The sequence below is a fragment of the Thiothrix subterranea genome, from assembly GCF_016772315.1.
GTDB lineage: Bacteria > Pseudomonadota > Gammaproteobacteria > Thiotrichales > Thiotrichaceae > Thiothrix > Thiothrix subterranea.
Map to the genome: position 1 here is coordinate 2,424,758 of NZ_CP053482.1, position 21,551 is coordinate 2,446,308.

Here is a 21,551-nt window from a genome sequence, read left to right on the forward strand (position 1 = left end):
GTTGTTTGGGGAAGTGGATGAAACAAGGCATTTTATACTGCGTGGCAACGCCCATCGGTAATCTGGCGGACATGACAGAACGCGCCAAGCGTATTTTGGCGGAAGTGGATAAAATTTATGCGGAAGATACCCGCGTGACCCGTGGCTTGCTGACCCATTTTGGCATTCAAGGGTCGTTGGCGAGTTTGCACGATTACAATGAAGCGGGGCGTGTTGCCAGCATTCAAGCCGAATTGGAGCAGGGAATGCAATTGGCGTTGGTCAGCGATGCGGGTACGCCGTTGATCAGTGACCCCGGTTACAAACTGGTTCATGCCTTGGGGAATGCAGGGTGCAAAATTGTGCCGATTCCGGGGGCAAGTGCCTTGATTGCGGCGCTATCGGTGGCGGGTTTGCCGACGGATCGGTTTGTGTTTGAGGGTTTTTTACCGGCAAAAGCGGTGTCGCGGCGCAAATGGCTGGAAAGTTTACAGGATGAGCCGCGCACTTTGGTGTTTTACGAATCCAGCCACCGCATTGCCGAGATGCTGGCGGACGTGGCAAGCACTTTGGGTGAGGAGCGCCCGGTGGTGGTATTGCGCGAGTTGACCAAGCTGTTTGAAAGCATTTACCGGGGCAGTGCCGGGGAATTGGTCGCGCAACTGAGTACCGATACGAATATGTCACGCGGTGAATTCGTGGTGGTGATAGCAGGCAAGGTGGCGAATGAGGATCAGGAGCAACTGAGTGCTTTGCGTGCGGACAGTATTTTGGCGGTATTGTTGGAAGAGTTGCCGGTGAAACAGGCAGCGGTGATTGCTGCCCGTTTGACCGGGTTGCCGAAAAACCAGTTGTATAAACAAGCGTTGGCGATGGTTTAGGCGGCTGGTGCTGGCGCTTCGCTGGATTCTTCGGGTTCGGGGCTATTGATGACGATGAGTTTTTCGGGGTCGAGTGCTAAAATTTGTTGCGCAATGTCGAGCGGAATCAGGCAACGTTTGCCGCCAAGGAAGATAATAGCGAGTTCGCCAGCGGCTAGGGCTTGCTGTTGGGCTTCGGTGACGTAGAGGTATTTGATATTGTCACCGACCACAAAATTATAGCGAATGTCAGCATCGTCGACATTTTTGACGTTGGCGTTGATCAGTGCAGCAACCTGTTCGCGGGTTTGTTTGCGGCGAGCGGCGATTTCGCGTTGGCGTTGTTCGGCTTGTTCGCGCTCTTCGCGTTCGGTTTTGGCTCGGGCCGCGTAAAATTGTTCGAGGTCGCTTTTTTCTTTTGGCGTTGGGCGTGGCGCTTTGTTTTCAGTGCGTTGCGGTTTTTCTACCGTGGGGACAGGGCGGTTGTCACGACGCGGGGCTTTGTCGCGCGGTGGCGCTTGCCGTGAGGGGGCGGGTTTGGGTTGATTGGCTTTTTCAAGCTGTTCTGTAGTGACTAACCCGGCTTTGAGGAGTTGGTCGCGTAGTGAGTGTGCCATGCTGTTCTCTTGAAATTGTCGACAAGTAGTGGTGGTTAGTTGCTGTTAGATTCGTTAACAAGCGTTATAATACCGTGATTTTTACACAAGAGTAGAGTAAACCATGAATATTGATAAAGTTCCTGCCGGGCGTGACGTTCCGCATTGCATTAATGTCATCATTGAAATTCCGGCATTGTCTACGCCCGTGAAGTATGAGTTGGATAAGGCAAGCGGGGCATTGTACGTTGACCGTTTCTTGTCGACACCCATGTTTTACCCCGCAAATTATGGATTTATTCCGCACACCTTGGCACAGGATGGCGACCCTACTGACGTATTGGTGGTCAGCCCTACGCCGTTGATGCACGGTTGTGTGATTCCAGTACGCCCAGTGGGTATGCTGAAAATGTCGGATGAGTCGGGGATTGATGCCAAAATTGTGGCAGTTCCGGCGCACAAGTTGTCGTCTGGGTATCGTGATATTGAGTCTTACGAGCAACTGCCAGCTTTATTGCTGAGCCAAATCCAGCATTTCTTTGAGCGCTACAAAGAGCTGGATGTTGGCAAGTGGGTAAAGGTTGAAGGCTGGGCAGGTATCGAAGAAGCTAAGCAAGAAATTTTAGACAGTATTGAGCGTTATAATACGGAGCAACCAGAGGAGATTCCGTTCTCTTAATCTGTTATAGTCGCCCCGTTTTCATTAGGGCAGACAGGATGCTCGTTAGGGTATGAGCGATAGACCAATCAAATTGGAACGTGACGAACAGCACATGTTCAATGTGCGGGCTATGGTTGCGGGTATTATTATCCTGTTTGCTCTGCTGGCGATCTTGGGGAGGGTTTACCAACTCCAAGTCTCCGAGCACGACAAATATTCTGAACTTTCCCGCCAGCATTACGAGAAACGCATCCCGATTCCCCCGAATCGTGGTCAAATTTATGACCGCAACGGCGTGCTATTGGCGGATAGCCACACGCAATACGTGCTTCAAGTAGTGCGTGACAACATCGGTGATGAAGACGGTGATGGCAAGTCGACTTTAGCCGATGTGGATAAATTCGTGGAGCGCTTGGGTGCGATTATTCCTTTGGCAGAAAAAGATGTGCGTTTATTCAAAACACAGGCGCGGCGTTTTAAATACCAGCCTATTCCGATTCGCGGCAATTTGACGGAAGAAGAACAAGCGGTCTTGGCGGTGAATGGCCCGCGTTTTCGGGGTGCGCGAGTGGAAAAGAGCATGGAGCGTTATTACCCCTTGGTGGAAACCGCCAGCCATGTGATCGGTTATGTGGGACGTATTGACGCCCGTGATTTAGAAAAGCTCAATAAAGATGAATACATCGGTACCAGCCATATCGGTAAGACGGGTATCGAAGCCTCTCATGAAACGCGCTTGCACGGGCAGGCAGGTTATCAATTAATCGAAGTGGATGCGCACGGCAAGCAACAAAAAATGTTGAGCAAAAAAGATCCTGTCGGTGGGCAGGAGTTGTTTCTTGGGCTGGATATTAATCTGCAAATTTTCGCCGAAAAACTATTAAAAAATGAGCGTGGCGCAATCGTGGCAATGGATCCGAGTAATGGTGAAGTGTTGGCTTTGGCAAGTGTTCCCACGTTTGACCCGAATTTATTTATCAACGGCATTTCGCAGAAAGATTACAGCGCATTGCGTGAAGACCCCGGTCGCCCCTTATTTAATCGCGCATTACAGGGAACATACCCACCCGGTTCGACAATTAAACCCATGGTGGGGGTGGCAGGTTTGATTGAAGGGGTGATTACCCCCGGCAGTCGGGTGTATGACCCTGGTTTTTTCCGCTTGCAAGGCCAGAAACATGCGTTTCGGTGTTGGAATAAGCGCGGGCACGGTTCAGTGGATTTGAAGTATGCGATCCAACAATCTTGTGATACGTATTTTTACGATCTGGCGTATCGGATGGGAATTGACCGTTTTTCCAAGTCGATGAACCGTTTTGGTTTCGGTGAAAAAACCGGCATTGACTTGCCATCGGAGGCGTCCGGCTTAATGCCTAGCAAAGAGTGGAAGGAAAAACGCCACAAGCGCAGTTGGTTCCCCGGTGATACCGTCAATATCGGTATCGGGCAAGGGTATTGGCTGGCAACACCGCTGCAATTGGCTCATGCCACCACCATTATGGCGAACCGTGGGGTGCGCTTGAAACCGCATGTATTGCGCGGGGTGCGAACTGCGCGTAATCAGGAAGAAAGTATTCTCAAACCGGAGCCGTTTCCAACGATTGAGGCAAAGGATAACTATTGGTCGTTGACCATTCAGGGGATGGAAAACGTGATGCGTCCCGGCGGTACGGCGCGAGCCGCTGGCGCTGGCGCGGATTACCGCATTGCCGGTAAAACCGGTACGGCACAGGTGTTCGGTTTGGCGGGTGGAAAATACAACGCGGGGCGCATTGCCAAGCGTTTACGTGACCACGCTTTGTTTGTGGGGTTTGCACCGGCGGATAATCCTAAAATTGCGATAGCAGTGATTATGGAGAATGCGATGGGTGGCGGTGGTGCGACGGCTGCGCCCTTGGCGCGTAAACTGATGGATGCCTACTTATTTCAGCAGTACGGTGAGGATATGTTAAAACCCGCCGGTGAAGCCGCGCAACCGGAGGTGGCATCAGACCCAGCTTCGGAAACGCCACCTGCTAAAGCGGAGAAAAAATCCACGAAAAAGAAAACCACAGGGGGTAATCGGTGATTAACAGTTTGTTGCCTTCGTGGTTGATTGTCGCGTTACAGCGGGTGGATGCGGTATTGCTGGCGGTATTGTCGTTATTGGTGTTCTTGGGGTTGGCGACGCTCTACAGTGCCAGTGATGGCAATATGGAGCAGGTGCAACGGCAAATGGTGCATTTTTCGATTGGCTTGGGTTTGTTGGTGCTGTTCTCGCAAATTTCGAGCAAAACCCTGCGGCAGTGGTCGATCTGGTTGTACGGGATTGGTGTTGTGTTGCTGGTTTTAGTGCTGATTATCGGGGTCACTAAAAAAGGGGCAACCCGGTGGTTGTACATTGGGGTTGATATACAGCCTGCGGAAATCATGAAATTAGCGGTGCCGATGATGGTGGCGTATTACTTTTCTGAGAAACCGCTGCCGCCTCGTTTTATTGATATTGTGATTGCACTGTTGTTGGTGTTAGTGCCGATGCTGTTGGTGATGAAGCAGCCGGATTTGGGAACGTCTTTGCTGATTGCGACGTCTGGCTTTTTCGTGATTTATCTGGCGGGAATGTCGTGGTGGCTGATCGGCGGGGCGATTGCTTTTGTGACGGTTGCAGCGCCTTTATTGTACTTTTTTGGGATGCACGATTACCAACGCAGGCGAGTTGATACGCTTTTGAATCCAGAATCGGATTTGTTGGGAACTGGATACCATATTTATCAGTCAAAAATTGCGATTGGTTCTGGTGGGGCTTATGGAAAAGGTTGGATGCAAGGCGATCAGGCGCATCTGGACTTCCTACCCGAACGGCACACAGACTTCATTTTTGCGGTTTTTGGTGAAGAATTTGGCTTAGTCGGTAATTTGATTTTAATGGGCTTGTACCTGTTTATTATCTGGCGGGGCTTATATTTAGCCAGCAAGGGCGAAGATACTTTTGCGCGTCTACTGGGCGGCAGTTTGAGTGTGTCATTCTTCTTTTATCTGTTTGTGAATACCGGCATGGTCAGCGGAATGCTGCCGGTGGTAGGTGTGCCGTTACCATTAGTGAGCTACGGGGGAACCTCGGTGGTTACGCTGATGATGGCTTTCGGTATCATTATGGGAATGAAGAAACGTAAACGCATTTATCAACGGGATGGCTGAAGACGGATTTTCATGCTCTCCCTTCAGCAGTTTGGAGACGGAGGCTATGAAAGTCATGCACGATTCGGTTCAATGGAATAAATCACTGGGTAAACTGGTGAGCGTCGTATTAATTGGTGGGGTATTGGGGGGCTGCGCCGCGAGTCCACAATGGCCTTGGGTGTTTGCGCCGCCGGTTGCGAATGCGCCGCCCAGTCAGCAGCAAAGTTACCCACCAATTAGGCAGACGGTGGTAACGCCTCCTCCTGTCAGTGGCAATATTCCTGCTCAGCAGCCTCCCGTTTCAACAACACCGCGCCAACCGGTGAATTCTCCAGCCGGATTGCGTGGCGACTACGCCAATTACCCCGCGATGCGTCAGTTTATTGGTAAAATGAATAACCAACACGGTTTCGATATTGCGTTTTTGGAACAGACGTTTTCTGGGGTGCAGCGGGATAAAGAGGCGCTGACCAAGGCTGGCGCACCGACGGAAGGGCAGGTATGGCGTGCCTATCGCCCCATTTTCTTGACCGAAGAGCGCATTAACGGTGGGGTGGATTTTTGGAACCGTCACGCTGCTTTGTTGGATGCGGCGACGCGCCAATACGGGGTGGATACGGAGTATTTGGTGGCAATTATTGGGGTGGAAACGCAATACGGTAAAAATACCGGCAAGCACAATACCTTGCAGGCATTGACAACCTTGGGCTTTGATTTTCCGCGCCGTGCCAGTTTTTATCAGAAAGAACTGGAACAGTTTTTGTTGTTGTCGCGTGAAGAAAAAGTGCGCCCACAAATTTTCAACGGGTCTTATGCCGGAGCCATGGGCTTAGGGCAATTTATCTCCAGCAGTTACCGCAGCTATGCGATTGACGGCAACCGCGATGGCAAGCGTGACTTGTGGAATGCGCAAGATGCTATTCCCAGTGTCGCGAATTATTTTGCGAAAAATGGCTGGAAGCGCGGAACAGGGGTGGCGGTTCCGGCTTCTGTTTCTGGCGGTGGCTATGCTAGTATTGCTGAGGCAACGCCGAAAAAACCTTCGCGCACTTTGGCTGATTTGGCGGCAAAAGGCGTGCGACCGCAGGCAGCTATCAACTCGGCTAAAGTGAGTTTAATTAAGCTGGAAGGCACGACGGATGAATATTGGGTGGGGGGTGAAAACTTCTACGCGATTACCCGTTATAATCCCAGTGTAAAGTATGCGATGGCGGTGCATCAGCTTGCGCAGGAAATCCGTAAGCGTAAGTTTGGTTTTTAAGGGTTATAGTGATAATAATAGAGGCTGATTCGCGCGTTGTGGCGTGGGTCAGTTTTTCTAATGGGCGATGATAAAAAGCTGGACAATACGATGACAATAAACTGGCGATTTTCGGGAGTCTTATTGGCTTCCATGACCATGAGTTTGGTTGCTTGTAGCGGTAATAGCGCTAAAAAAGAAGCGGTAGAGTCAGCACCAGTTCCTGCTGGCGTGAGTGCTGAAGCCCGTGCGGAGTGTGGTAATGACCCCGCTTACACGATTGAAGGCAAAACTTACCAAGTACTCGATTCTGCGGCGGGTTACGCCGAACGAGGCACGGCGGCGTGGTACGGTGCTGAATACCAAGGTACTGAGACGGCTGGTTGTGAAGTGTTTGATATGTATGGTTATTCTGCGGCACACCGTACCTTGCCTTTACCCAGTTTTGCCAAAGTGACCAATCAGCAAAACGGTAAGAATATTATTGTGCGCATTAATGACCGTGGCCCGTTCGAGAGCGGTGATTTGATTCAGCTATCGTTTGCCGCCGCTAATGCGCTGGGGATTAAGGCGAAAAGCGGTGCGCCTGTTGAAGTGGCTGCTATTCCGCCTGAACAATTACCGCCGGAACTTCAGGCCGCGCCGAAGCCTAAAGCGATGCCGCCTCTGGCTAAAACGGCAGAGCCGGTGGATAAGTCTAAGCCTTATTATGTGATCGCCGGTACATGGCCGGATCGAAATACCTCGCTGGATATGTTTGTGCGTTTGACGTCGGTGGGGCTGGCAAAAACAGAGATGGCGACCGCGCAGCAAGAGGGGCGCGAAATGTATCAGGTAAGGGTTGGGCCTTTGTATAATCAAGATCAAATTGATAATGTGAAAGATATACTGCAAAGTAACGGCTTAGCGAACTTCAAGGTGGTTGCTGGTAAGTAATTCAGTAAAAGGACTGTTAATGTTTATAAGGATTCTTAAACCGTTATTGTTGGCAGGGTTGCTGGCTGGCGGTGTCGTGATGGCTGCCCCTGAGTCGGCTGCGCCGAGTACGGGTGAACCCGCTCCTAAAGATATGTCGACTGCGCCGTATAATGACCCGAATATTCCGCCGGAAATTATTGCGATGGCACCCGGTGTTCCCGAAATTGAGGCGAAGAGCTATTTGCTGGTCGATTTCCAAAGTGGCGAAGAACTGGCGGGTATTAACCCCGGAATGCGCGTGGAGCCAGCCAGTATCACCAAATTGATGACCGCTTACCTGATTTATCAGGATTTGGGCAAGGGCAAAGTCAAGCTGGAAGATGAAGTACTTATCAGCGAAAAAGCCTGGAAAATGGAAGGCTCGCGCATGTTCGTTGAGCTGGGTAAAAAAGTATCGTTTGAGAAATTGCTCAAAGGCATGATTATTCAATCCGGCAACGATGCGGCGATGGCGTTAGCGGAGCACGTGGCGGGCAGTGAAGAAGTGTTTGTACAGCGCATGAATCAAACCGCGCTGGAGTTGGGGATGCAAGATACCCGTTACATGAATGTTACTGGCTGGCCTGCCAACGATCACTACACCACGGCGCGTGATATTGTGCGGTTAGTCGAAGCATTGGTGAATGATTTCCCAGAGTATTACAAGCTGTATGCGCAGAAAGAATTCAGCTACAACAATATTAAGCAGCAAAACCGCAATCGCTTATTGTGGCGCGATGCCACTGTGGATGGCTTGAAAACGGGGCATACCGAGTCGGCGGGTTATTGTTTGGTGGCTTCCGCCAAGCGTGACAACATGCGCTTGATTTCAGTGGTATTGGGCACGAAAAGTGAAGAGGCTCGTGCTAACGTGAGTCAGCAATTGTTGGAATACGGTTTCCGCACGTTTGAAACGCACAAGTTGTACGGTGCGGGCGCGGTGCTCGATAATGTGCGCGTCTGGAAGGGTGAAACCACGCAAGTGCCTGCCGGGGTGGTGGATGATTTGTTTGTGAGCATCGTGAAAGGCCGCTATGACCAATTGAAAGGCGGCATACAGCTTGATAAAGGCATTGACGCCCCCATTAAACGCGGTGACGCACTGGGCAAAGTGATTATTACGGATCAGGAATTAGGCAAAGTCGTCAAGGAAACCCCGTTATTGGCGTTGGAAGATGTCAGTGAGGGCGGCTGGTGGCGGCAGGTGATGGATGGTATCCAGAAGTTGTTCGCGGATTGATAGCGCAAGCGTGAGGTGAGCGGTGGAACGTTTCGGACAGCAGGAAGAGTTAATACTGGAATTTCCCTGTGATTTCCCCATCAAAATAGTGGGGCGAGCAGATGCGGAATTTCACGTGCGCATTTGTGAAATTGTGTGCCGCCATGACAACGATTTTGACCCCGAAGCACATGTGCAGCGTCGTGACAGTTCGGCGGGTAAATACCACAGCTTGACCGTGAAGTTGCGGGCAACCAGTAAGCAGCAGATTGACGCGGTGTATCAGGATTTAAAAGCCTGTGAGTTAGTGTTGTGGGCGTTGTAAGCGCCGCTGATTTAACGACAACGTTAGCCATTCGTCAATTAGGGCTGTTGGATTATGTCGCGGTTTGGCAGCAAATGCAGGCATTTACCCAGCAGCGTGTAGCGGATACGCCCGATGAAATCTGGTTGGTGCAACATCCACCCGTTTTCACCTTGGGGCGTAATGGCAAAATGGCGCACGTGTTAGCGCCCGGTGATATTCCCGTCATTCCAATTGATCGCGGTGGGCAGGTGACGTATCACGGCCCTGGGCAATTGGTGGTTTATTTGTTGTTGGATATTCGCCGTAAAGCGCTGGGGGTGCGCGAGTTGGTGACAGCGATTGAGCAAGCGGTAATCGACTTGCTGGCGCATTATGGCATTACCGCTTTAGGCGACAGAGAAGCACCGGGGGTTTACGTGGCGGGTCGCAAAGTTGCGGCGTTAGGGCTGCGCATTTCCAAAGGCTGTACTTACCACGGTTTGAGTTTGAATGTGGCGATGGATTTAGAACCCTTTCAGCGCATTAACCCGTGTGGTTACGCGGGCTTGCAGGTGACGCAGTGCGAAGATTTAGGCATTGAGCAACCTTTAGCAACCTTAGCCCATGAATTGTGTGAGTGCCTTGCACAGCGCTTAGATTACCCCGCGTTAATTTGGGGGCAAGATCAAACGTAATAGGTGCTCTTGGTCATTACTTTAGACAGTAGCGGCATCAGTAATTTGCGGGCAAGGAATGGCAATTTAGCGCCACCTGATTGCATGGCAATATCCGCGTGATGCTGTTCGTCGGCTTTCATTTTTTGCAGAATAGCCATGTCGGACAAGGCATGTGGGGGCAGGCGATTGATGTGTTCTTCCAGATGCTTGATGACTTGATCTTCGGTTTCTTTGACAAAACCCAAACTCCATTTGTCGCCAATTTTGCCTGCAACTGCGCCGATGGTGAATGAACCCCAGTAGAACAACGGGTTCAGCAGGCTTTTGCGTCCGCCCAGTTCGTGCAGGCGTTTTTCTGTCCAGTTGAGATGGTCGTTTTCTTCCATGGCGGAACGTTCCATCTGTTCGCGGATGTCTTCGCGTTTAGCGGTTAATGCCTGCCCACGGTATAAACCTTGGGCAGACACTTCACCCGCATGATTAATGCGCATCAGCTTGGCAACCAGAACCCGTTCATCTTCGTTAAGTGGTGCGGTTTCTGGCATTTCAGCCGCTGGATTCGGGCGTTCCGTGGTCGGTGCGGTGGCATGAACCACGCGCAACGATTGATCAATTTCGGTCAGGACTTTATCCAGCAGGCTGAGTGTGCGCATCTCATTCTCCCATGATCATTTGGTTTCGCGTTTTACCAAATAATCAACGACTTGTAACAAGGTTTCTTCACTGCCCACCATGCTTGGGCTGGTGCGATATTTGCCATTCACAATAATAACAGGCACGGAATCTGCTTTGGATTTTTCACCCACTTCTTTGGCGCGTGCCATCATGGTCTTCATTTCCATGGAGTTTAGAGCGCTTTTCACTTGATCAGCCGTAAAGCCGAGTTCGGTGAAAAAGCGCGTCATCGCCTCATCGTCATTGATTTTACGGCGCTGTTTTTGCAGGGCTTCAAAGATTTTCGTGTGTACCCGTTTGCTGCCATCCGCGTCGAGCATTTGCCCAACGTAGAACAGTTTTGCGTGGTATTCCCAGCGTGGGCTGAGGGTGGCTGGCACACGTTGGAAAACCACATTGTCTGGCTTCTTGCTGAGGAACTTCTCAATCGTGGGTTCTAGCGAATAGCAATGCGGGCAGCCGTACCAGAACAAATCAACGACTTCGACTTTTCCTTCGGCGGCTTGCGTGGGAATAGTCGACGGTAAGGTGACGTAATGCGTGCCTTCTTTAAAGTCTTGTGCCTGACTGGCTTCGGGAATACAGCCAGTCAGGGCAAACAGTGCTGCCATCATAAAGCCGAGGGTGTGGCTTAATGTGCGTTTCATTGGTTTATTATCTCCCTTTTGTGTTTATTAAAAATACTATCAACCAGTTACTACTATAACTCGCCCTATTTAGAGACGATGCGGCACTCAAAGTTCACCGTAAGAATGCAAACCGGAGAGGAACATATTCACGCCGAGGAATGCAAACAAAGTGACGAATAAACCAACGATAGCCCACCAAGCCATGGGTGTACCACGCCAACCTTTCGAGAAGCGCAAATGCAGCCATGCAGCATAGTTTAACCAGACAATTAATGCCCAAGTTTCTTTTGGATCCCACGACCAGTAGCCGCCCCATGCTTCGGCAGCCCACATTGCGCCGAGAATGGTCGCAATAGTGAAAAACGCAAAGCCCAGTGCAATCGCTTTGTAAGTTATATCATCGAGCATTTCAATGGGAGGCAGGCGTGTTGCCAGCAAACCATTGGGATTGCGTTGTTGCCCATGGTGTTTCAAGAGGTAGGCAATACTGGTCATGGCTGCCAAAGCAAACGCTCCGTAACCAATGAAATTGGCGGGTACGTGAATTTTCATCCAATAGCTTTTCAAGGCGGGAACCAACGGCTGAATCTCATGTGCGCCTTTGGTGTAGCTGTACCACAGCAGAAAGGCAACTGCTGCGCTGATTACCATCAATACAAAGCCACCGAGTGAACGATTTTTGTAACGTCCCTCATAAAACATGTAAAGCAGGCCGGTGATAATGCAGAATAGAATGAAAACTTCGTAAAGGTTGCTAACGGGAATGTGACCAAATTCAGGGTCAATCAGATAAGATTCATACCAGCGTACCATTAATCCGGTGAAACCCATTACCAAGGCAACCCATGTCATGGCTGAACCGGTTTTCAAGGTAAATGCATTGTTTGTGAATAAACCCGCGAAATAAGTCACCGTTGCCAGTACAAATAAAGCGCTCATCCACATTACGGCAGATTGGCTGGAGACTAAAAATTTCAGCCCGAACATTTGTTCAGCATTGGCGTAATTGCCGCCATACAACCAAATGCCCAATAAACTTAAGAGCGCAACGGCGATGGTATAGGGGCGGAAGGCTTTCCAGTACCAACCTAATCCCACCAAGGACGGGGTGGTGAGGGCAAGAATACCGATTTCGTATTCATCCATTACGCTACCGTATTGGAAGAATACCCATGCGCTGGCAGCAATGACTAATGCTGCCCACAGCCAATCCGACAAACGCAGTTGCTGGAATAGGCTGGGTTGATCAATGAGCGAGTCAATGGTTTGTTGGGGAGTCGACATGTTTCACCTCTTGTTTCATCACTTGCTGGAACAGGCCCTGCAACTGTTGGAAATAACGCTCAAATTCTGGCTGATTGCGGTTACTGCTACCTGCCAGGACGATTTCCGCTTGGTTATTGTCCAGCGGTTTAATCCATACCCATATTCTACGATGCGCCACGTAAAACAGGAGAAATACCCCTATTGTTAACATGAGACTGCCGAAATAAACCACATCTTTGCCGGGCGAGCGCGTGATTTGTAGACCAGACGCTTCAATCTGTTTAAAGCTGTCCATGTGGATCAGCCAAGGCGACCCGTAAGCGGGCAATTTATCAATTGCTAGTAAGCTATCATCGAAGAATAACCAGTCAGCCTCAGTCGGTTCAGCGGTCATGCCTTCTTGCTTGAGCGTCTCTTTATAGACCTCACGCAAGGCGGCATTCAGCACTTTCATGAAAGCTTCGGCGGCGCTTTCCTGCTTATCTTGCGGAAACTTTGCCGCAATTTCAGCCATGATGCCTTCTGAACCTTTGGTCGCAAACTGTTCGGTTAAGCGCTGCATCGACTCCACGATTTGTGCTTCGACCGCCGGATCAGCAACCGTGGTTTGTTGCATGGAGTTACGGGTGGTCTGGAGCGCGGATTGTTTCACCAATTCGGTATTTTGTATATTGGACAAAAACCGCATAAAGCGTTCCATGCTGCCTTTGGTGTCAACGGGAATGTGCAAATAACGGAAAGGTTCATTCGGCGTGGTGCGTACCCCGCTGATGAAATAGTTTTGCCCTTTGATACTCAACGGGTTCATGTAGTTTTGGTATTCGAGCGCTTGTCCGGTGGCATCACGTAATTTGAAGGTAACGCTGGGGCCGACGTTTTTCTTTTCGATCTTGCCGCTGCCGTCTTCCATGTCGTTGATGTTAAACAGGCGAAAGTCGTTAACTTCCAGTTTGTATTGCTGGTCAGAGCTGGTTAAGGTGTAGTCGCGGAAGACTTTGCCATCAACGTCTTGCGAGGCATAGCGATTGCTGAGTGAGTGCAGGCGCAGTTTGAGTTCCGAACCGCCATCCCCAAAGTTTGCTTGGTAGATTGCCACGCCGTTGTGAATCAAGGGGTGATTCACGGAAATAGTGGTTTCCAACGGTGCATCGAGCGTTTTGTCGTGAATCACAATGTCACTTTCAAACGATTTGGGCTGCCCGGTGGAATAGTGTTCGACGCGAAACTCTTTAACTTCGACTTCAAACGGCAGATGCTGTACCAAGTAGCCATCACGTACCGGCTGGAAAATAATATTTGCGCGGCTGCCTTCCGGTATGTCGACGGAGCCACGATAAGAAAAACTGCTGTCCGATAATTGGCTGACAGCGGGGACTTCCGATGCAGGAATATCGCGGGTTTCGGGTTTTAGATTGCCTTGCCATTCCGCAATCATGATGGGAAGGCGGCTATCCATTAAACCACCGAGGAAGATAACAATCATGCCAAGGTGTGTTAGCCAGTAACCCCAATGGTTAGCGCCGCCTTTCATGCCTGCTACAACGGTATGATCTTCACCCGCTTTTGGGCGAGTTTTGAAACCTTGTGCGTGTAGAATTCGGGTTGCCAACGCTTGTGTAACGGTCGCATCTTGCACGCTGTTGATAGCGGCTTGATGTTTCATGGCACGCAAGGATTTTTCCTGCACATTTTCACGAAAATGGCGTAATTCACGGATAATACCGGGGGTATTGCGCCCTAAGCAGGTGGCAATCGACACCACCAAAAACGCCAAGATAGCCAAGAACCACAAAGCTGAATACACATCGTATAATTCCAGCGATTTGAACAAATCAAACCAGAAAGGGCCAAATTTGATTTGGTAGCTGGTGTAGGGTTGGTTCTGTTGCAATACAGTGCCAATGATGGAGGCAATGGCAACCACCACCAACAAACTGATGGCTAAGTTCATCGAACCTAAAAAACTAATGAGGCGTGCGTTGGAGCTTGGCGAGTTTCTCATACCACAAAATCGTCTTGACAGAATGAATGCATTAAAACAACAAAGGGTGGCAAAAGCCACCCCCCGTTTTACCGCAAAGCATTACCGAATGGTAATATCATTACTGCAAGCCAGCAATGTACTCAGCAACGGCTTCGATTTCAGCATCGGTCATGCCTGCGGCGATATTGCGCATCATTTTGCCCGCATCATTAGCGCGTTCACCTTTACGGAAAGCGTGCAATTGCAGCTTGGTGTAAGCTACATGTTGACCATTGAGGGCTGGGAAGTTGGCCGCAGGATTGCCCGCGCCGTTAGGGCCATGGCAAGCCGCACAAGCCGCAACGCCAGTCGCATTATTGCCACCTTTGTAAATTTGCTCACCTAATGCCACTTTAGTTTGGTCGGCTTCGCCCGCTTTCTTCACTTGAGAGGAGAAGTAAGCCGCTAAGTCAGCCATGTCTGCGTCACTCAATGGTTTTGCCATTGGGGTCATGGACGGGTTAACACGCTCATCATGTTTGAAGTTCATTAACTGCTTCAAAATGTAGCTTGGGTGTTGACCTGCCAATTTAGGCCATTCAGGGTTAACGCTGTTGCCGTCTGCACCGTGGCAGGCTGCACAAGTCGCGGATTTGGTTTTGCCTGCTTCAGCATTGCCACCTTCTGCCCAAGCAGAGGCAGCGATGCTAACAGCTAAGCCACTCAGTACAAGCATGAGTACTTTTTTCATAATCGAAGTGCTCCTAATATCTACAAAATCTGTCATATTTTTGCATGACACCCGGTGACTCCCCATGTTCACTGAATGTGATGCGTTGCCTAACCGTCTTTTCGCGGTTGCGGCAATTACTTGCAATCATACCGAGTGCATCTTAATCTGCACTCACCCTGACGCAGGCATACCATAATCCACACGCTCTACAGTTTTCCCAGTGTCCCCCTTTCGCGGTAACGGGAAGGGTATTCTGAAAAAAACGAATGAATTGTACAACATATTCTGCTTGTATTCCGCAAAAAATATTAGAGAACGCTAACATTATGAATAACTATTACCAACAGGCCACTTTTCTGCAAAGTGCCACAACCCGTAAGACCATGCCCGACGAGGGCGGTTTGGAAATCGCTTTTGCCGGGCGCTCTAATGCTGGAAAATCCAGTGTAATCAATCGTGTGTGCTCGCAAAAGTCGTTGGCAAGAACCAGTAAAACGCCGGGAAGAACCCAATTAATCAACTTTTTTCAGTTACCGGATGCGCATTTTTTAGTGGATTTGCCCGGTTATGGGTATGCGAAAGTGCCGGAAGCGATCAAGCTGGAATGGCAGAAATTTATCGAATCGTATTTGACGCAGCGGAATACCTTACGCGGAATGGTGTTAGTGATGGATATTCGTCACCCGATGACCGATTACGATCAGGCAATGTTGCGCTGGGCACGCAATCGAATGCTGCCGGTGCATGTATTGCTGAACAAGTCGGATAAATTGACGCGCGGTGCCGGACTGAACGTACTGTTGCAAGTGCGTAAAACGTTGGCTGATTATGGAATGGCGTCGGTACAGACATTTTCTGCACTTAACCGGCAAGGGCTGGACGAATGTTGGGAAGTTTTGGATAAGTGGTTGGGGAAAGGTGCCTGAGTCATTCAGGAAGAGTTCATTTCTTTAAGGGTATCCTTCTTCCTGCGGGGAAAAAGGAACCCCGGCCAAACAGGGGGTCTAAAAAGCCGGGGTTTAACGAACAGGTCTGGATTGGGGAAACCAAACCTGTGTCCGTAAACGAAAAACACCGATGCCGGGCTTAAGCATCATCCTGCGCATTTTTCGATACTTCACGGAAACTTTTAATAGATTAAATATACATTTCTTAAATCTATCTGAATAGTAGCGCATTCCGACGTGCTATAAAAATAAAATAGTTTAATGGCTCGAATATTTTTTGTGATTTGCATGTCTCAAAAATTCAACGCAAGCTTTTTTCCCAAAAAGGTTGGCCTGTCGCCTTTTGAAGATTGTCAGCGCGAAGCGGCGCGGCTGATTTTTCTGTCTTAGGCTGCGCAATAATCACCGTGATGTTTCTTGGACGCCCTGCACGTAACAATGTCATATTGACTTCTGTACCCACTCGCAAATCACCAATAATATTTTTAACATCAACAGCGCCTTGAACATTTTTATTGTTCATCTTGATGATAATGTCACCGGCTTCGACACCGGCTTTTTCAGCAGGAGAACCTGCAAGCACTTGATTAATAATAGCACCTTCATTGGGTTTGATCCCGAAATCACGCGCCATGGTGCTATCAACGTCTTGTACTTCAACCCCTAACTGACCACGTTCAACGCTTCCATATTGGACAATTTGGGTGATGACGCCCGCAGCGGTATTGATTGGAACCGCGAACCCAATTCCTAAATTGCCGCCGCCCTGATCGCCGAGAATCGCGGTATTAATGCCGATTAACTCACCACTCAAGTTCACCAACGGGCCACCGGAGTTACCCAAGTTAATCGGTGCATCTGTTTGGATAAAGTTCTCGTATTCGCTGATGCCAGGGTTGCGGTGCAAGGCGCTGATAATCCCTGATGTTACCGTTTGACCAATGCTGTAAGGGTTGCCGATAGCCACAACAAAATCCCCCACCCGTAAACGGTCTGAGTCACCAAAGCGCATAGCCGTCAAGCGTTCTGCTGGAATTTGCAACACAGCCAAGTCAGCACGCGGGTCAATTCCCACAACTTCTGCAAGGTATTTGCGCCCATCTTTCAAAGTAACGTGGATAGCGTCGGCACTTTCAACCACATGCGAATTGGTGAGTATATGACCGCGCTGTGCATGAATAATCACCCCCGAACCCGTGCCATTGATTTGACGTTCACCCGGCGGCGTATCGCCAAAAAAGCGCTTGAAAAAAGGGTCATTGAGCAATGAATCATTGATCGGCTGGCGGCCTTCGGTGGCAATATTCACGACGGCTGGGGTGATTTTTTCCAACATCGTTGCCAGCGAAGGCAAGGCTTGCCCATTGACTTCGGTCGGTAGCGCAGCACAGACCGTGCTAGGTACGGCAATCGGCAGGATAAATGCTGCCAATAAAACTATCCTGGACGTGATGGGTAGCATAACCATGTTTTACTTTTCTCGTTATGGAGTGTTCAATGTTTTCAGACAGTTATCCGAGGATAAGGTTCCTTGTCAAGTGATGTGCTGTCGGGGATTCCAAGTGAACAGCGTTTTCATTTTCGCATAATACTCTTTTTGTTCCGCCGTATCAGCAGGCGGGGTGCTAACTTGCAAGACGATGTATAAATCACCCGTTTCCTGCCCTGCAAGGCCACGTCCTTTCAGGCGCATTTTTCTACCGGATTGCGAGCCGGGGGGGATTTTTAAACTGATTTTACCCGCCAGTGTTTTGACGGTGACGGTTTCGCCGAGTGCCGCTTCCCACGGTGCAATCGGTAGGTCGAGGTAAATGTGGCTGCCTTCGCGTCGGTACAGCGGGTGTTCCGTCAGCTTAACTTTTAAAAATACATCGGCTCCGTGTGCGCCTTTTCCGGGAATGCGAATTCTTTTGTCTTCGGAAATGTCGGGTGGAATGCGGATTTGTACACTGTCTCCCGTTGGCAAGCGCACCGTTTTTAGCCCACGGTAAATGTCTTCTATACCAATGTCTAAGGTCGCAGCGGCTGATGCGGCGTGTGCGGCATTGGCATTTCCGTTTGAATTGCGTCGAAAACTGCCACCGAATAAGCCTTCAAAAAAATCACTAAAGCCAGAAGCGGACTGCTGATTATTGACACCACGCCGCGCAATGCCTTCAAAAAAAGACGCATCGAATTGCGGGGAATTATTATTCCAGCTTGGCGGCGGTTTGAAGTTTTGACCGGCACGCCATTCAGCACCCAGTTGGTCGTAACGGGCGCGTTTGGTCGGGTCGCTTAAGACTTCGTTGGCTTCATTGATTTCTTTGAAGCGTGCCTCTGCGCCTTTTTCTGCATTGCGGTCAGGGTGGTATTTGGCTGCCATGCGCCGAAACGCTTTTTTAATGCTGTCTTGATCAGCGTTGCGTTCCACCCCTAATGTTTTGTAGTAGTCCTTGTATTCCATTTCATACCTCTGCCCCGGAGTCTACGACAAAAAACGCCGCAGGCGCGGCGTTTTCTGACGAACTATGCACTGATCTTATCACCGTTATTCAATGTTTTGCACTTGCTCGCGGATTTGTTCGATCATCACTTTAAGATCAACGGCGGCTTGCGTGGTGTCGGAATCATTCGATTTAGACGCGAGGGTATTGGCTTCGCGATTGAGTTCTTGCATTAAAAAATCCAAGCGCCGCCCGACGGGTTCATCACGTTCCAATACCGCATTGATTTCATCCAAATGCGCCATCAGGCGGTCGAGTTCTTCTTCCACGTCCAGCCGTTGCGCCAAGATAACCAGTTCTTGCTCAATACGGTTGTAGTCGGGGGAAATGCTGAGTTCTTCAATACGGTTGAGGATTTTTTCGCGTTGCGCGGCAACGATACCGGGGCGGTGTTTGCGAATCCGCACGGTAATTTCGGCAATTTGGTCAAGGCGTTGGTAGATGAATTCGGCAAGGCGTTTGCCTTCGCGTTCGCGCATTTCCTGCAAATCATCGAGCGTGTCTTGCAGTAAAGCTTTAGCGTGGGCGCTGAGAATGTCTTTGTCGGGAGCAATGTCTTGCGCCACGCCCGGCCAGCGTAAAATATCGACCGCTTTGAGGGGTTCGGGGTTGTCGGTAATGGTTTCCAATTGGCGGCAGGCAATGATCAGGGCGCGTGCCAGCGGTTCATTGATGCGAATTTCGTTGGTATTGCCGGTGGTGGGCGTGAAGCGCAAGCTGGCTTCAAACTTGCCGCGCTTGAGGTTGGTTTGGATAGTTTCGCGGAAACTGTTTTCTTGACTGCGGAATTCTTCAGGCAAACGCAGGCTGATGTCGAGGTAGCGGTGATTAACGGTGCGGGCTTCCCATTGGAGTGTGCCGTGTTCAATGGTCAGTTCGCGGTGAGAAAAGGCCGTCATGCTGCGAATCATGGGTGTTTGCTTCCGGTTTATTGGGGGTAGGGCTTAATGGTAGTCGATTTGTGCATCAAGTTCATGCTTTTGGCGCAAGATAGCGCGGGCGCATGACCAGATGTCAACTTGAGCAACGCCTTGTGCGCGTAATACGGCGGCTAATTCACGGGCAGTTGCGCCAGTGGTGATCACGTCATCGAAAATAGCAATGTGACGGTATGGGAGTGGTGTGTGCAATTGAAAGGCTTGATGCACATTGTGTTGGCGTTGGCTGGCGTCCAGTTCGGTTTGTGGTAGGGTGAATTTACGGCGCTGAATGGGGCGTGTTAGGAGCGGAATGCCTAACTGTTTGGCGAGTGGACGTGCCAGTTCCAGCGCTTGATTGAAGCCGCGTTTGTGCAAGCGGGCGGTATGCAGCGGCACCGGCAGGATGGCATCCGGCACTTGCGTTAATTGTGGCAGAATGCCGGTTGCGGTTAATTCACCAAGGGTGGCAAGTTCGCGTAAATTTCTACCAAATTTGATGCCAAGTAATAAGCTGCTGATCGGTGCTTGGTAAGCAAATGCGCTCACACTGGCGGTGCAGCCGGGTAATGGGCGCTGATCTTCGACGGATAACCAAGGCAATTCAGCATGGCAATGCTGGCAGAGTGGGTAGCCTGGAATACGGGTTTCCCCGCAAAAAGCACAACTGGGGTTGAGGTGATGGCGCAGTGTTTGCCAAGATTGTGCGAGGTATTTCACGGTTTGGTAATGCCTTGCCAGCGCGTGAAAATGCTCAGGAACAGTGCGCCTGTCATGCCGTAAATATGCGCGGCGTAAATCACGGGGGCTTCGATTAAATTGGCGGAGGCTGATTCACCGCCGAGCCACCAATCCCACCCCGTTTTGCCGCAAATGCCTACTAGAATGAGCGTGGCGGTTAGCCAATCGCGCTGTTGCAAACGGTGTAAACCACCGAGCATAAACAAGCCGTACAGAATTCCCGAAAAGCCTGCGTACCAAATGACAGCGGGGCTAAACCACCACAAACCCGCGCCGACACAGAGTGCCAGCCAGCCGATTTGCAGCAGTTGCGTGTGGGTGCGGAACGGCAGGGGCGCAATAAACGTTAGCAGCCACAAGCCCGCTAAATTCAGCAGTAAATGCCAGTGATTGGTGTGAACCAGACTGCCTGACCAGAAACGCCAATATTCTCCGGCAACGATGGCGTGACGGTAATACAATAAGCTGTCATGAAAAAATTGTAATAATGGCAGCAACACCGTGAAAATGATGGCGATAATGCCCGTATGGGTGCATTTGCGGAGCATGGCGGTGGCGTCTGACGTGTGCAACATGGTAAACAGTATGCCAGAATCGTGAGAATCAAATCTTGTTTATGAGGATGAGTGGGCATGAGTATGAAGAAGACCGGGCAACGTAAGCCAAGTCAGGCGGGTTTTTCCTTAACCGAATTAATGATCGTGATTGTGATCATCGGAATTTTGTTGGGTTTGGTGTTCAGCAATCTGAATGTGATGGGGGATGCGCAAAACCTGAAAGCCAAAAAAGAAGTCGGTGATTTGAAGATTAAGCTGGAAATGTATCGGGCAGATAATGGCACTTTCCCGGCTTCTGGATCATTGAATGCCTTGGTGAATAATCCGGGGAATGCACCGCGCTGGCGGCAATACATGAAAGAGTTGCCGAAAGACCCGTGGGGCAATGATTACCGCTACCTGAATCCGGGTACGCACGGTGATGAAATGGAAGTTTACAGCATTGGGCCGGACAAACGCGAAGGCAATGAAGACGATGTGGGTAGCTGGCAGTTATAAGCACTCGTGCGCTCACCAGCAGGGGTTTTCCTTGCTGGAAATGATGATTGTGATCATGGTCATCGGTATTTTGTATGCCTTGGCGGGGTCAATGTTGAATTTGTCGATGTCTGACCCATTGAACGAAGAGGTGACTCGCTTACGTGAGCGCGTACTAATGGCGCAGGATGAAAGCATTGTGCGCTCTCAAGCCTTGGCGTTGGGCTTTGGGGAAACGGGTTACGCTTTTTTTGCGCAAAATGATCAGCTTCAGTGGGAGGCGTTGGATAAAGATGGTTTGCTGAAAGCCCATGCGTGGAGCGGCGGTTATGAGCAGGTACTGTATTTACAAGGGCAGGCGGTTAGCTTGCCGGATAATGATAACATTCGCCCGCAGGTTTTCATTTTGCCCACCGGGGAGATGATGCCGTTTGAATGGCATTTGCGTGATAACACCCAACGTGAGCAAATCGTGATGTTCGATAATGTCGGGCGCGAAGTTGCGCGCGCGGCGGAGGCCAACTGA

23 protein-coding genes are annotated in these 21,551 nt (G+C 50.2%); 12 read left to right on the forward strand and 11 right to left on the reverse strand.

Annotated elements, in window-relative coordinates:
• Positions 1–17 precede the first annotated feature (17 nt).
• On the forward strand, positions 18–860 hold the full coding sequence (gene rsmI / locus HMY34_RS11940) for a 16S rRNA (cytidine(1402)-2'-O)-methyltransferase (RefSeq protein ID WP_202715709.1): 843 nt from the start codon (positions 18–20) through the stop codon (positions 858–860).
• Here rsmI and HMY34_RS11945 read toward each other — a convergent pair.
• On the reverse strand, positions 857–1,456 hold the full coding sequence (locus HMY34_RS11945; RefSeq protein WP_202715710.1) for a DUF2058 family protein: 600 nt from the start codon (positions 1,454–1,456) through the stop codon (positions 857–859). The two genes, rsmI and HMY34_RS11945, sit on opposite strands and share 4 nt — an antisense overlap.
• A 103-nt stretch (positions 1,457–1,559) precedes the next feature.
• Here HMY34_RS11945 and ppa point away from each other — a divergent pair, with 103 nt between their 5' ends.
• From ppa to lipB, 8 genes are all read left to right on the forward strand, one after another.
• Positions 1,560–2,114 (forward strand): inorganic diphosphatase, encoded by a 555-nt coding sequence (ppa, locus tag HMY34_RS11950; RefSeq protein WP_202715711.1) that lies wholly within the window; start codon positions 1,560–1,562, stop codon positions 2,112–2,114.
• Between the two features lie 52 nt (positions 2,115–2,166).
• On the forward strand, positions 2,167–4,164 hold the full coding sequence (gene mrdA / locus HMY34_RS11955) for a penicillin-binding protein 2 (protein ID WP_202715712.1): 1,998 nt from the start codon (positions 2,167–2,169) through the stop codon (positions 4,162–4,164).
• Complete coding sequence (gene rodA / locus HMY34_RS11960; protein WP_202715713.1) at positions 4,161–5,273, forward strand: rod shape-determining protein RodA; 1,113 nt, start codon at positions 4,161–4,163, stop codon at positions 5,271–5,273. The genes mrdA and rodA overlap by 4 nt, the downstream gene beginning before the upstream one ends.
• Before the next feature lie 46 nt (positions 5,274–5,319).
• Positions 5,320–6,516 carry a lytic murein transglycosylase B gene (mltB, locus tag HMY34_RS11965; protein ID WP_202715714.1) on the forward strand — a complete coding sequence of 399 codons (1,197 nt, stop codon included), beginning with the start codon at positions 5,320–5,322 and terminating at the stop codon, positions 6,514–6,516.
• A 90-nt stretch (positions 6,517–6,606) separates the two neighbouring features.
• The gene (locus HMY34_RS11970) at positions 6,607–7,431 is read left to right on the forward strand and encodes a septal ring lytic transglycosylase RlpA family protein (protein WP_202715715.1); all 825 of its coding nucleotides are present in this window, start codon (positions 6,607–6,609) and stop codon (positions 7,429–7,431) included.
• Between the two features lie 19 nt (positions 7,432–7,450).
• The gene (locus tag HMY34_RS11975; RefSeq protein ID WP_202715716.1) at positions 7,451–8,692 is read left to right on the forward strand and encodes a D-alanyl-D-alanine carboxypeptidase family protein; all 1,242 of its coding nucleotides are present in this window, start codon (positions 7,451–7,453) and stop codon (positions 8,690–8,692) included.
• 22 nt (positions 8,693–8,714) lie between these two features.
• Complete coding sequence (locus HMY34_RS11980; RefSeq protein ID WP_202715717.1) at positions 8,715–8,996, forward strand: YbeD family protein; 282 nt, start codon at positions 8,715–8,717, stop codon at positions 8,994–8,996.
• Positions 8,984–9,652, forward strand: a complete 669-nt coding sequence (gene lipB, locus HMY34_RS11985) for a lipoyl(octanoyl) transferase LipB (RefSeq protein WP_228287841.1) — start codon at positions 8,984–8,986, stop codon at positions 9,650–9,652. The genes HMY34_RS11980 and lipB overlap by 13 nt, the downstream gene beginning before the upstream one ends.
• Here the strand turns inward: lipB and coq7 are convergent.
• The 5 genes from coq7 to HMY34_RS12010 all read right to left on the reverse strand — a co-directional run bounded on the left by coq7 (position 9,643) and on the right by HMY34_RS12010 (position 14,918).
• Positions 9,643–10,287: a 2-polyprenyl-3-methyl-6-methoxy-1,4-benzoquinone monooxygenase gene (gene coq7 / locus HMY34_RS11990; protein WP_202715718.1), complete on the reverse strand. Its 645-nt coding sequence runs from the start codon at positions 10,285–10,287 to the stop codon at positions 9,643–9,645. The two genes, lipB and coq7, sit on opposite strands and share 10 nt — an antisense overlap.
• A gap of 15 nt (positions 10,288–10,302) precedes the next feature.
• On the reverse strand, positions 10,303–10,956 hold the full coding sequence (locus tag HMY34_RS11995; protein WP_202715719.1) for a thiol:disulfide interchange protein DsbA/DsbL: 654 nt from the start codon (positions 10,954–10,956) through the stop codon (positions 10,303–10,305).
• An 87-nt stretch (positions 10,957–11,043) separates the two neighbouring features.
• Entirely contained in the window at positions 11,044–12,222 is a 1,179-nt protein-coding gene (ccsB, locus tag HMY34_RS12000) for a c-type cytochrome biogenesis protein CcsB (RefSeq protein WP_202715720.1), read from the reverse strand.
• Positions 12,197–14,155, reverse strand: coding sequence for a cytochrome c biogenesis protein ResB (locus HMY34_RS12005; protein WP_228287842.1), 1,959 nt, complete (start codon positions 14,153–14,155; stop codon positions 12,197–12,199). The genes ccsB and HMY34_RS12005 overlap by 26 nt, the downstream gene beginning before the upstream one ends.
• A gap of 151 nt (positions 14,156–14,306) precedes the next feature.
• The gene (locus HMY34_RS12010) at positions 14,307–14,918 is read right to left on the reverse strand and encodes a c-type cytochrome (protein ID WP_202715722.1); all 612 of its coding nucleotides are present in this window, start codon (positions 14,916–14,918) and stop codon (positions 14,307–14,309) included.
• A gap of 308 nt (positions 14,919–15,226) precedes the next feature.
• Between HMY34_RS12010 and yihA the strand changes: the two genes are divergently transcribed.
• The gene (gene yihA / locus HMY34_RS12015; protein WP_202715723.1) at positions 15,227–15,826 is read left to right on the forward strand and encodes a ribosome biogenesis GTP-binding protein YihA/YsxC; all 600 of its coding nucleotides are present in this window, start codon (positions 15,227–15,229) and stop codon (positions 15,824–15,826) included.
• A 322-nt stretch (positions 15,827–16,148) separates the two neighbouring features.
• Here yihA and HMY34_RS12020 read toward each other — a convergent pair whose 3' ends face one another.
• The 5 genes from HMY34_RS12020 to rrtA all read right to left on the reverse strand — a co-directional run bounded on the left by HMY34_RS12020 (position 16,149) and on the right by rrtA (position 20,566).
• Positions 16,149–17,279, reverse strand: coding sequence for a Do family serine endopeptidase (locus HMY34_RS12020; RefSeq protein ID WP_228287843.1), 1,131 nt, complete (start codon positions 17,277–17,279; stop codon positions 16,149–16,151).
• Positions 17,280–17,381: 102 nt separating this feature from the next.
• On the reverse strand, positions 17,382–18,293 hold the full coding sequence (locus tag HMY34_RS12025) for a DnaJ C-terminal domain-containing protein (protein WP_202715725.1): 912 nt from the start codon (positions 18,291–18,293) through the stop codon (positions 17,382–17,384).
• Positions 18,294–18,377: 84 nt separating this feature from the next.
• On the reverse strand, positions 18,378–19,244 hold the full coding sequence (locus tag HMY34_RS12030) for a YicC/YloC family endoribonuclease (protein WP_202715726.1): 867 nt from the start codon (positions 19,242–19,244) through the stop codon (positions 18,378–18,380).
• A gap of 33 nt (positions 19,245–19,277) precedes the next feature.
• Positions 19,278–19,970, reverse strand: a complete 693-nt coding sequence (locus HMY34_RS12035) for a ComF family protein (RefSeq protein ID WP_202715727.1) — start codon at positions 19,968–19,970, stop codon at positions 19,278–19,280.
• Positions 19,967–20,566, reverse strand: a complete 600-nt coding sequence (gene rrtA / locus HMY34_RS12040; protein WP_202715728.1) for a rhombosortase — start codon at positions 20,564–20,566, stop codon at positions 19,967–19,969. The genes HMY34_RS12035 and rrtA overlap by 4 nt, the downstream gene beginning before the upstream one ends.
• Before the next feature lie 57 nt (positions 20,567–20,623).
• Here rrtA and gspG point away from each other — a divergent pair, with 57 nt between their 5' ends.
• Positions 20,624–21,046 (forward strand): type II secretion system major pseudopilin GspG, encoded by a 423-nt coding sequence (gene gspG / locus HMY34_RS12045; protein WP_202715729.1) that lies wholly within the window; start codon positions 20,624–20,626, stop codon positions 21,044–21,046.
• Entirely contained in the window at positions 21,015–21,551 is a 537-nt protein-coding gene (locus HMY34_RS12050) for a GspH/FimT family pseudopilin (RefSeq protein WP_202715730.1), read from the forward strand. The genes gspG and HMY34_RS12050 overlap by 32 nt, the downstream gene beginning before the upstream one ends.